Origin of the sequence: Actinotalea sp., assembly GCF_041597215.1 — a bacterium.
Classification (GTDB): Bacteria; Actinomycetota; Actinomycetes; order Actinomycetales; family Cellulomonadaceae; genus Actinotalea.
Genome location: NZ_JBFHHB010000108.1, coordinates 1 through 10,351, shown reverse-complemented (window position 1 = coordinate 10,351; position 10,351 = coordinate 1). Strand labels below are relative to the sequence as shown.

The window sequence follows — 10,351 nt, the reverse complement described above, 5'->3', positions numbered from 1 at the left end:
GCGCTCAACGAGACCACGTCCATCCTGCAGCGGATGCGTGACCTCACCGTCCAGGGTGCCAACGAGGGTGGCCTCACCACCGAAGCCACCGCCAACATCCAGGCGGAGATCACCGCGCTGACCACGACGCTGGACGACATCGCCGCGAACACCACGTTCAACGGCACCGCGCTGCTGGACGGCAGCTACACCGGCACGTTCCAGGTGGGCGCCAACGGCGGCGAGACGGTCTCCGTTGCCATCGGCACTGCGATGGACAGCTCCATCCTCGGCGGCACCGGCCTGGCCACGCTCGACGGCACCAACGCCACGGCGACGGCCAACCTCGCCCTGATCGACACCGCGATCAACACGGTCTCGACCACGCGTGCCGGTCTCGGTGCCTCGCAGAACCAGCTCGAGCACGTCATCAACAACGCCAACGTGGCGCTGGAGAACGTCACCGCTGCGGAGAGCCGCATCCGCGACACCGACATGGCGTCGGAGATGGTCAACTACACCCGGACCCAGATCCTGTCCCAGGCGGGCACGGCCATGCTGGCCCAGGCGAAGTCCATCCCGCAGAGCGTGCTCTCGCTGCTGCAGTGAGCATGATCCGCACCGCGCGCTGACCGCGCACGTGCATCGTCCGGTGGTGGGCGGGCCGACCGTCCGCCCACCACCGGCACATCTGAGGTCGGCGTCCTGCGCGGCGCGTGACAACCGGAGGTAGGCATGACGTCGGCCATCGACGGCCTGGTCAGCGGACTGGACACCACCAGCCTGATCACCAGCCTCATGAAGATCGAGGCCGCGCCGCAGACCCTGCTCAAGACGAAGCAGTCCACGGCCGAGAAGCTCGTCAGCGCCCTTCAGTCCCTCAACACCAAGGTGGCCTCGCTGGCCACCGCGGCGACCTCCGCCGCGAAGGCCGGCTCCTGGAACGCCTTCACGGTCTCCAGCTCGACCTCCGCAGCCACCGCCGTCGCCGGCAGCACCGCGACCGAGGGCTCGATCAGCTTCGCCGTCGACCGCCTCGCCACGAGCCAGATCTCGCTCTCGGCCCCCGTCGCCAACGACGGCAGCTTCGTCTCCGGCCCCCTCACCGTGAAGAAGGCGGACGGCACGTACGTCACCGTCGAGCCCGCCTCGAGCAGCCTCGCCGACGTCGCATGGGCCGTGAACCAGGCATCGGACGCCGGCGTGCGCGCGACAGTGGTCCAGCTGTCCAGCGGCAGCACGGCCACGTACCGGCTCCAGTTCACCGGCACCACCACCGGGGCGGACAACTCGTTCGAGGTGTACGCCGGCACGGTGGACGCGAGCAACGAGGCGAGCGCCACCCGCCTGGACACCAGCGCCGTGCGGACGGCGCAGGACGCGCAGATCACCCTGTGGAAGGGCAGCGCCTCCGAGCAGCAGGTGACCCAGTCGTCGAACACCTTCACCGGTCTGCTCACCGGGGTCGACGTGACCGTCAGCACCGTCACCGCCGGCACCGAGGACCCCATCACTCTCACGGTCGAGCGGGACCCGGTCGCGTTGACCGAGCTCGCCTCGAACCTGGTCACCAACATCGGCGTCGTCTTCTCGGAGATCTCCTCGCGGACCAAGACGACCACCAGCTCCGACGAGGACGGCCGCACCCTGGTCTCCGGCGGGCTCTTCTCCGGGGACAGCGCGATCCGCAGCCTCAAGGACCAGCTCTCCAGTGCCATGTCATGGCCGGTGAACGGGTCCTCCCCGTCAGCGGCCGGGATCACGATCGACCGCTACGGCTCCTTCAGCTTCGACGCCGACGCGTTCGCCACCGCGCTCGCGGCAGACCCGGACAAGGTCGCGGCGATCGTCAGCGGGCTCGCCGCCCGCGTGCAGGAGGTGGCAGAGACCGCGTCGGCCTCGACCACCGGGACGCTCTCGACCAAGATCACCAGCCAGCAGTCGAGGGTGAGCGACTTCGCGAGCCAGATCGAGAGCTGGGACGTCCGCCTGGAGCTGCGCCGCACCGCCCTCGAGAAGACCTACGCGGCCCTCGAGGTCTCCCTGTCGAACCTCAACGCGCAGTCCAGCTGGCTCACCAGCCAGCTGGAGTCGCTCAGCACCACGAGCTGAGTCATGGAAGGGAAGCGATGACCTACGCATCCGTGCGCAGCCGGTACCTCGACGACACCGTCGCGACGGCCAGCCCTGCCACGCTCCTGACGATGCTGTACGACCGCCTCGTCCTCGACCTGCGTCGCGCAGAGGCGGCTCAGCGCTCGGGCGACCGCTCGGCGGCCAACGGCCAGCTCACCCACGCGCAGGCCATCGTCTCCGAGCTCATCTCGACGCTCGACGTGACCGCCTGGGACGGCGCCCGACAGCTGATGAGCGTCTACACCTTCCTGCTCGCCGAGCTCGTCCAGGCCAACATCTCCGGTGACGCCGAGCGCACCGCCGCCTGCCGCAGCCTCGTCGAGCCCCTGGGCGAGGCCTGGCACCAGGCGGCCGACCAGCTCGCCGCCGGCGCGACCCTCGAACCGGCCGGCTCCGTCCCTGCGGGGATCGGCGTGGCCCGTGGCGAGCTCGGGGTCGGCTGAGGTGCCGGACGCCGACTGGACCGACGCCTGGGAGTCCGCCCTGACCGCGCTCGAGCTCGACGTCGTGGTCGCCGAGCGCGCGCTGACCCTGGACCACATCGCCGAGAACCCGCCGGACCGCTGGGCCCCGCCCGTGGGGCTCGGCCCGCTGCCCGCCTCCCTCGCCGATCGCGCTCGCGCCCTGCTGGGTCGGCAGATCGAGGTCGGACGGCGGCTCGCGGAGGCGGCCGACCTCTCGCGTCGTCATCTCGCCGCCGCGCAGGCGCTCCGCTCGAGCGGGCCGGCGGTCCCCGTGTACCTCGACGTCCCCGCCTGAGCACGCGCCGGCCCCGTGCCGGCCCCGTGCCGGTGACCTGCGCACTCACCCACGTGGGTGAACCTGATCTCTCCTGGTCGAAACTCTCACGACCGTCCCCCGACGTCCGATGGACCGACTGAGCAGGGATCGCTCGACCCGAAGGCCATGGACCGGCCGTCCGCAGTACCTCGACCGATGAGGTGGATCCGGCCGTGTTCGACTCTGTCTCCTTCGTCGCCATGAACAGTGCGCTCGACGGACTGTCCCTGCGTCAGCGCACGATCGCGGACAACGTGGCGAACATCCAGACCCCCGGCTTCCTCGCGGGCAAGGTCACCTTCGAGGACGCGCTGCGCAGCGCCGTGAACGACGGCACCGGAGCAGCCACCGGCACGACGACGCGCTCGCTGGCGCCCACCCGCGAGGACGGAAACAACGTCGACCTCGAGACCGAGACGCTGCTCAACATCGAGACGAACCTGCGCTACCAGGTCGCCACGCAGGCCGTCAGCGGCCACTTCAGCTCCCTGCGCACCGCGATGAAGAGCTCCTGATGGGCACCTTCGACGCGATCGGCATCGCCGGCTCCGGGATGACCGTGTACCAGACGTGGATCAACGCGATCTCGGACAACCTCGCCAACGTCAACACCGTGCGCTCGACGAGCGAGGAGGCGTTCCGGGCCCGCTACGTCGTCGCCAGCTCGGTGGAGTACGGCACCCCTGCCGGGACCCAGGTGTCCTCGATCGAGCTCGGTGACGCGGAGGGCCGGCTCGTCTACGAGCCGGACAACCCGCTCGCCGACACCGAGGGGTACGTGCGTTACCCGGACATCGACATGACGAGCCAGATGACCCACCTGATCATGGCCCAGCGCGGCTACCAGGCGAACGCCGCCGTGGTGGACCGCGCCAAGGAGACCTACCAGGCCGCCCTGCAGATCGGACGCAGCTGATGAGCATCGACGCCATCTCCGGGATCGGGACGTCGAGCATGCTCGGCGCCTTCGGTGTCGGATCCACCTCGACGACGTCCGCCGTGGCAGGCACCTCAGGGGTCCAGGCGCTCGGCTCGTCGTTCGGCGCCTCGTTGACCTCCTCGGTCGACCAGCTCCAGGCCGTCCAGTCGAACGCCAAGGCCCTCGCGGTCGAGGCCGTGACGGGTGACCTCGACGACATCCACGACTACACGATCGCCGCGGCCGAGGCCTCGACGACCCTCGAGCTGACCGCGGCGCTGCGCAACAAGGCCGTCGAGGCGTTCAGCGAGATCATGCGGATGCAGGCCTGATGCCCGCCCAGCTCAGCGGGCTCGTCGACAGCCTGCAGAAGACCGTCCGCCAGTTCACCCTCGCCCAGCGGACCCTCGCCATCCTCGCCGTCGCGGTCCTCGCCCTCGGTGTCTTCGGCCTGACCGCCTGGCTGACGAAGCCGACCATGACCCCGCTCTTCTCCGGCGTCTCGGCGACCGACGCGAGCGCCATCGTCGACAAGCTCACCGAGGACGGCGTCTCCTACCAGCTCTCCGACGGCGGGTCGACGATCCTCGTCCCCGCCGACAAGGTCTACTCCGAGCGTCTCGCGATGGCCTCGGCCGGGCTGCCCGCCGCCTCCGACGGCCAGGGCTACTCGCTGCTGGACAGCATGGGGATGACCTCCTCGGAGTTCCAGCAGCAGGTCACCTACCAGCGTGCGCTGGAGGGTGAGCTCGCCAAGACGATCGGCGCCATCTCCGGGGTGCAGGCCGCCACGGTGCACCTGGCGATCCCCGACGAGAGCGTCTTCGTCTCCGAGACCGCCGACCCGACCGCATCGGTCTTCGTCCGGACCGCGGCCGGCACGAGCCTGAGCACCGACAAGGTCCAGTCGATCGTCCACCTGGTCTCGGCAGGGATCGACGGCATGCAGCCGTCCGACGTCGCGGTGATCGACGCGGAGGGCCATGTCCTCTCCACCGTCGGTGGGACCGGCGGGACGACGGGTCTCGAGGACACCCAGGGCAGCGACTACGAGGCCCGGGTCGGTGCCGGGATCCAGCAGATGCTCGACGCCGTCCTCGGCAAGGGCAACGCGGTCGTCTCGGTCGCGGCGGAGCTCAACTTCGACCAGGCCGCGCGCACCACCGAGACGTACACCGCTCCCGAGTCCGAGCTGCCGGCGATCAACTCCTCCACGACGGTCGAGGACTACACGGGCACGGGCCAGGCCGTCGGCGGGGTCCTCGGGGTGGACGGCACGACGACCTCGGCAGGCACCGGCAGCGGCGACGGGACCTACCACAAGGAGTCCGCCACGGTGAACAACCCGCTGAACAAGGTGACCGAGCAGGTCACCACGGCGCCCGGGACCGTGCGCCGCCAGTCGGTGTCCGTCGTGGTCTCGGACAGCGTGCCCGGCGTCGACCTCGCGGGACTCGAGACCTCGGTGGCCGCGGCGGCAGGGATCGACACCACGCGCGGCGACGTCGTCTCCGTCACCCAGATGACCTTCGACACGAGCACGGCCGAGTCGGCCCAGACGGCGCTCGCCGCCGCCGAGGCCGCCGCGAGCGCCGAGCGCACCACCGACCTGATCCGGACGGGTGTCATCGCGCTCGTCGTCCTGATCTCGATCATCCTGCTGGTCGTCCTGGGGCTGAAGCGGGGCAAGCAGTCGCAGCGCGAGTCGATCGACCTCGGCGACCTCGAGCTCCTCGAGGCACGCCGGCTCGAGGCGCTCGAGGCCGCTCAGGCGACCCGGGCGCTGCCGGCAGCCCCCGCGGGTGAGGTCGACCCGATGGCCGCCAAGCGTGACGACGTCCTCGCGATGGCTGCCGAGCAGCCGGAAGAGGTCGCCGAGGTCCTGCGCAGCTGGCTCGTGGGCGGGCGGCGCTGATGTCCACCCTGACGCTCACCGGTACCCAGAAGGCTGCGCTCGTCCTGATCCAGCTCGGCAAGGAGCAGGCGGCCAAGGTCATGTCCCGCCTCGACGACGCCGAGATCGAGGAGCTCACCACCGAGATCGCCCGCCTCGGGCGGATCGACGCGGGCGATGCCGACGCGGTCCTCGAGGAGTTCTACGAGGCCTCGCTCGGGCTGACCGGCGTCACCGGGCGCGGCGGGATGGGCTTCGCCCAGCAGCTGCTCCAGGCGAGCATCGGCAAGGACCGCGCCGCCGGGATGCTCGAGCGGCTCGCCTCCTCCCTTGCGGGGCAGCCCTTCGAGTTCCTCCAGCACGCCGACGCCCGCCAGGTCGTCTCCCTGCTGACCGGCGAGCACCCCCAGACCATCGCCCTCGTGCTCGCCCACCTGCGAGCCGAGCACGCCTCGGCGATCATGACGGGCCTCGCCCCCGGGGTGCAGGCAGAGGTCGCGCACCGCATCGCCCTGATGGAGCGGGCCGCGCCCGATGTCGTCGCCGTCGTCGCCGAGAAGCTCCAGGGCAAGGCATCGGCCGTGCTCACCCCGCAGGAGAGCGCGGCGGTCGGCGGGCTGCAGCCGCTCGTCGAGATCATCAACCGGGCGGACCCCACGACGGAGAAGCAGATCCTCGAGGGGCTCGAGGCCGTGGACAAGGCCCTGGCCGAGGAGATCCGCAGCCGGATGTTCGTCTTCGCCGACCTCACCCTGCTCGAGGACCGTGCGATCCAGCTCGTCCTGCGCGGCGTCGAGATGTCGGCCCTCGCCCTGTCGCTCAAGGGTGCCGACGAGGCGGTCAAGGAGAAGATCCTCGGGAACCTCTCCGAGCGCGCTCGCGAGAACCTCGTCGAGGAGATGGACCTGCTCGGGCCGGTCCGCCTGTCGATGGTCGAGGAGGCCAGGTCGAGCGTCGTCCAGGCGATCCGCAAGCTCGAGGAGAGCGGGCAGATCGTCATCCGTCGCGAGGGCGAGGACGAGTATGTCGCCTGAGGTCACGACCTTCCGCCCGGCAGCGCTGCACACCGCTGCGCCGGTGGACGAGGCGACCCGTGCCGCTGGGCACGCCGCCGGCTGGGCAGCGGGCTGGGCTGCCGGTGCTCGTGCTGCGGCCGAGCGGGCGGCGGCCGCCGAGGCCGGGCGTGCCGCCGAGCACGCCCGGGCGGAGTCGCTGCGCCAGGCCGTGCTCGACGAGGCCGTCGCGAGCCTGCTGCGCGCCGCCCAGGCAGCGGACCGACGGGCCCTGCCGGCCGTCGAGCAGGTGCGCCGCGAGCTGACGACGGCAGCACTGACTCTCGCCGAGGCAGTCCTGGGTCATGAGCTCGCCGACGGTTCGACGAGCGCCAGGGCCGCCATGAGCCGTGCCCTCGCCGCCCCCGCCGACCTGGGCGTGCACACGGTGCGCCTCAACCCGGCCGACGTCGCCGCGGTGGAGGACCTCGTCGCGAGCGGCGAGATCCGGCTCGAGGGGGTGGCCGTCGTCGCGGACGCGAGCCTGCGCCGCGGGGACGCCATCAGCGAGCACCCGACGGGCTTCCTCGACGCCCAGCTCTCGACTGCCCTGGGCCGCGCGCGCCGGGTCCTGCTCGGGGAGGACGCATGAGCACCCTCGCAGCCCAGCGGTCGATCCTGCCGGCGGACCTCCTGGACCGGGCCACCGCCGTCGCCCGACCCGAGCTCGTCGGACGGGTCAGCGCCGTCGTCGGGCTGTCCGTCGACGTCGCCGGGCTTCCCGGTGCGGTCGGCGACGTGCTGGAGATCGGCGAGCGCGGGACGGCCGGCGCCGTCCCCGCCGAGGTCGTCGCGGCCACGTCCACCTCCTTGCGCTGCATGCCGCTCGGCCACGTCCAGGGCCTGCGCACGGGGATGACCGTGCGCGGTACCGGGTCCGCGCTGCTCGCCCCCGTCGGCAACGGTCTGCTGGGCCGCGTCCTGGACGGTCTCGGTCGCCCCATCGACGGCAAGGGTCCGCTCGCGGCCTCCGGCTGGGAGCCGGTCACCGGGCAGGCGCCCTCCGCCCTGGACAGGGCTCGCGTCGACCTGCCGCTCAGCCTCGGCGTGCGCGCCCTGGACACCATGGCCAGCGTCGGTCGCGGCCAGCGGATCGGCCTGTTCGCCGGCTCGGGCGTCGGGAAGTCGAGCCTGCTGTCGATGATCGCCCGTGGGACCGAGGCGGAGGTCTCCGTCATCGCCCTCGTCGGCGAACGCGGCCGCGAGGTGCGGGAGTTCCTCGAGGACGACCTCGGCCCCGAGGGCCTCGCCCGCAGCGTCGTGGTCGTCGCGACCTCGGACGAGCCGCCCCTGGTCCGCCTGCGCGCTGCCTTCGTCGCGACGCGCATCGCCGAGTCCTTCCGGTCCCGGGGGAGCGACGTCGTCCTCATGATGGACTCGCTGACCCGCGTGGCGATGGCCCAGCGCGAGATCGGGCTCTCGGTGGGCGAACCCCCCGCGACCCGTGGCTACCCGCCGTCGACGTTCTCCCTGCTGGCCCAGCTCCTCGAGCGCGCCGGCACGGACCGGCAGGGCTCGGTCACCGGCATCTACACCGTGCTCGTCGACGGTGACGACCACAACGAGCCGATCGCCGATGCCGCGCGATCGATCCTCGACGGGCACGTCGTCCTCACACGTGAGCTCGCCGTCGCCGGGCACTTCCCGAGCATCGACGTGCTCGGCTCCGTCTCCCGCGTGGCCTCGCGGGTGACCTCGAAGGAGCAGACCGCTGCGGCCCGCCGTCTGCGGCAGGTGCTCGCCGCGCGACGTCGCGCGCAGGACCTGCTGGACGTCGGCGCGTACGCGGCGGGGAGCAACGCCCTGGTCGACGCCGCCGTTGCGCACGCCGACGAGATCGACGCGTTCCTCCGGCAGGACATGGACGAGGCCGCTCCGGCCGCCGCGTCCTGGGAGCACCTGGACCGGCTCGTCTCCGCGATGGGCGGTGCCGGATGACCCGCGACTTCCGGCTGTCCGGCCTGCTCCGGCTCCGCCGTCTGCAGGAGGAGCAGGCCGCCGCCGCCCTCTCCGAGGCGAACTCCCGGACGGCTCATGCGCACGAGGAGCACCAGGCGTTCCGCGCTGTCATGTCGAGCACCCTCTTCCCCACGCACGGGGACCCCAACGAGTGGCGCGCCGCGGTGGCCGACCGCGCGGCGATGTCGGCGATCGTCGGAGAGGCCGCGATCGCTGTGCAGGTCACGGCCCGTCGCGCCGAGATCGCCGCTGCCGAGTGGACCGCCGCACGCACCACCGTCGCCACCCTCGACAAGCTCGCCGACCGGCACGAGGTGCTCGTCCGCGCGGAGGACGAGCGTGCCGAGCAGCTCGTCCTCGACGAGGCAGCGAGCCGACGCCACCAGGAGAACTCATGAGCATCGGCACGCTGGCCGGGGTGGCCGCCGGGGGGACGGGTCAGCTCTCGACCTCCGCCTACCGTCGGGAGACCGGCGCCGCCGACTTCGACACCGTCATGCAGGCCGCTGACCGCCAGGAGCGGTCCGGCACGGAGCGCGCGGACCGGAGCGGGACGGACCGGTCGGGCGTAGGCGACCGGGACGAGCGCGCCGGCCGCACGGATCGGGCCGACCGGAGCGAGCGAGCGCACCGCCAGGACCGGGCCGACCGCCAAGAACGGGCCGACGGAGCGGATCGGGCCGGCCGCGGCGAGCGCCGTGACGCCGTCGAGGTGCGGGACCCGGCCCAGGGACGGGGGCGCCCTGGCGAGGGCAGCGGGTCGGCCGGCGATGACGCCGGGAAGCCCGGGTCCACCGGCCAGGACCCGAGCGGGTCCTCCCGGCCCTCGGCGCCGGCTGCTCAGCCGAGCCCCGGTACCGGGGCGGCCACCCCGACCGAGCAGGCCGGCGTTGTCGCCCAGGTGGCTGTGCTCGCCCCGACCGTGAGCATCGCGACCGTCGTCCAGGCGGCTGCGCTCGCCCTGGAGCCACCGGCCACGACCACCGACTCCGCCGATGCGGAGGCGGGCGGACCTGCCCGGCCCTCGGCAGCGGACGCGGGATCGGCGTCGGTCCTGGCTTCGGCGTCGGCCCCGGTCGCCGCTCAGGGCAGCGCCGCCGTCCTCGGCGACGGCTCGTCCGCGGCCGGGTCCGTGGACCAGGGGACGCCGGGAGCCGCGTCGCCCGGCACGGGGTCCGCGGCCACGGGGGTCTCTGCCACGGGGGCTTCTGCCGCGGGGGTCTCTGCCGCGGGGGCTTCTGCCGCGGGGGCTTCTGCCGCGGGACGCTCGGCCGGCCAGGAGTTCGCGAGCGGTGCCGCACCGCTCGGCGCGGCCACGACGACCGCCGACGCCACCGCGCTCGCCTCATCGGCGAGCGACCCTGCCGTCCCTGCCGCCACGGGGACCTCCTCGGTGGCGTCCTCCGTCCCTGCCGCCGCGTCGCAGGCCGCTGCGGCCCCCACCTCCTCGGCTCCGACCGGCGCGACCACCGCGAGCAGCGCGGCCGCGGCCGCGGCACCGTCGCCCGTCGTCGTTCCGAGCGTCGCGGAGCAGCTGGGTGTCCGGCTCGCCGCGTTGCGCACCGCGCCGCTCGGCGAGCACATCCTGACCATGCGGGTGGAGCCGGACAGCATCGGCCCCGTGCGCATCGT

At 72.6% G+C, this 10,351-nt stretch carries 12 protein-coding genes and 1 pseudogene; all 13 read left to right on the top strand.

The genetic code is table 11. The features are described 5' to 3' along the window. The coding region (locus ABWK99_RS09210; RefSeq protein ID WP_372594401.1) for a flagellin at positions 1 to 588 on the top strand (588 nt) is incomplete at its 5' end. Between the two features lie 126 nt (positions 589 to 714). After that, a complete protein-coding gene (fliD, locus tag ABWK99_RS09205; RefSeq protein ID WP_372594400.1) occupies positions 715 to 2,091 on the top strand; it encodes a flagellar filament capping protein FliD in 1,377 nt (458 codons plus the stop codon). A 17-nt stretch (positions 2,092 to 2,108) separates the two neighbouring features. Then, positions 2,109 to 2,558: a flagellar export chaperone FliS gene (gene fliS / locus ABWK99_RS09200; protein ID WP_372594399.1), complete on the top strand. Its 450-nt coding sequence runs from the start codon at positions 2,109 to 2,111 to the stop codon at positions 2,556 to 2,558. Next, a complete protein-coding gene (locus ABWK99_RS09195; RefSeq protein WP_372594398.1) occupies positions 2,536 to 2,874 on the top strand; it encodes a hypothetical protein in 339 nt (112 codons plus the stop codon). Before fliS ends, ABWK99_RS09195 begins: the two co-directional genes overlap by 23 nt. Positions 2,875 to 3,068: 194 nt before the next feature. Further along, positions 3,069 to 3,410, top strand: a complete 342-nt coding sequence (locus ABWK99_RS09190; protein WP_372594397.1) for a flagellar basal body rod protein FlgB — start codon at positions 3,069 to 3,071, stop codon at positions 3,408 to 3,410. Continuing rightward, positions 3,410 to 3,811, top strand: a complete 402-nt coding sequence (gene flgC / locus ABWK99_RS09185; protein ID WP_372594396.1) for a flagellar basal body rod protein FlgC — start codon at positions 3,410 to 3,412, stop codon at positions 3,809 to 3,811. Before ABWK99_RS09190 ends, flgC begins: the two co-directional genes overlap by 1 nt. Further along, complete coding sequence (gene fliE, locus ABWK99_RS09180; protein ID WP_372594395.1) at positions 3,811 to 4,146, top strand: flagellar hook-basal body complex protein FliE; 336 nt, start codon at positions 3,811 to 3,813, stop codon at positions 4,144 to 4,146. Before flgC ends, fliE begins: the two co-directional genes overlap by 1 nt. Next, positions 4,146 to 5,729: a flagellar basal-body MS-ring/collar protein FliF gene (gene fliF, locus ABWK99_RS09175; protein ID WP_372594394.1), complete on the top strand. Its 1,584-nt coding sequence runs from the start codon at positions 4,146 to 4,148 to the stop codon at positions 5,727 to 5,729. The genes fliE and fliF overlap by 1 nt, the downstream gene beginning before the upstream one ends. Then, complete coding sequence (fliG, locus tag ABWK99_RS09170; RefSeq protein WP_372594393.1) at positions 5,729 to 6,742, top strand: flagellar motor switch protein FliG; 1,014 nt, start codon at positions 5,729 to 5,731, stop codon at positions 6,740 to 6,742. The genes fliF and fliG overlap by 1 nt, the downstream gene beginning before the upstream one ends. Beyond that, positions 6,732 to 7,352 carry a FliH/SctL family protein gene (locus ABWK99_RS09165; RefSeq protein ID WP_372594392.1) on the top strand — a complete coding sequence of 207 codons (621 nt, stop codon included), beginning with the start codon at positions 6,732 to 6,734 and terminating at the stop codon, positions 7,350 to 7,352. Before fliG ends, ABWK99_RS09165 begins: the two co-directional genes overlap by 11 nt. Continuing rightward, positions 7,349 to 8,698: a FliI/YscN family ATPase gene (locus tag ABWK99_RS09160; RefSeq protein WP_372594391.1), complete on the top strand. Its 1,350-nt coding sequence runs from the start codon at positions 7,349 to 7,351 to the stop codon at positions 8,696 to 8,698. The genes ABWK99_RS09165 and ABWK99_RS09160 overlap by 4 nt, the downstream gene beginning before the upstream one ends. Beyond that, positions 8,695 to 9,117 (top strand): flagellar FliJ family protein, encoded by a 423-nt coding sequence (locus ABWK99_RS09155; RefSeq protein ID WP_372594390.1) that lies wholly within the window; start codon positions 8,695 to 8,697, stop codon positions 9,115 to 9,117. Before ABWK99_RS09160 ends, ABWK99_RS09155 begins: the two co-directional genes overlap by 4 nt. Next, positions 9,114 to 10,351 (top strand): annotated as a pseudogene (locus tag ABWK99_RS09150) (hypothetical protein); the annotation flags it as partial. The gene ABWK99_RS09155 and the pseudogene ABWK99_RS09150, both read left to right, overlap by 4 nt.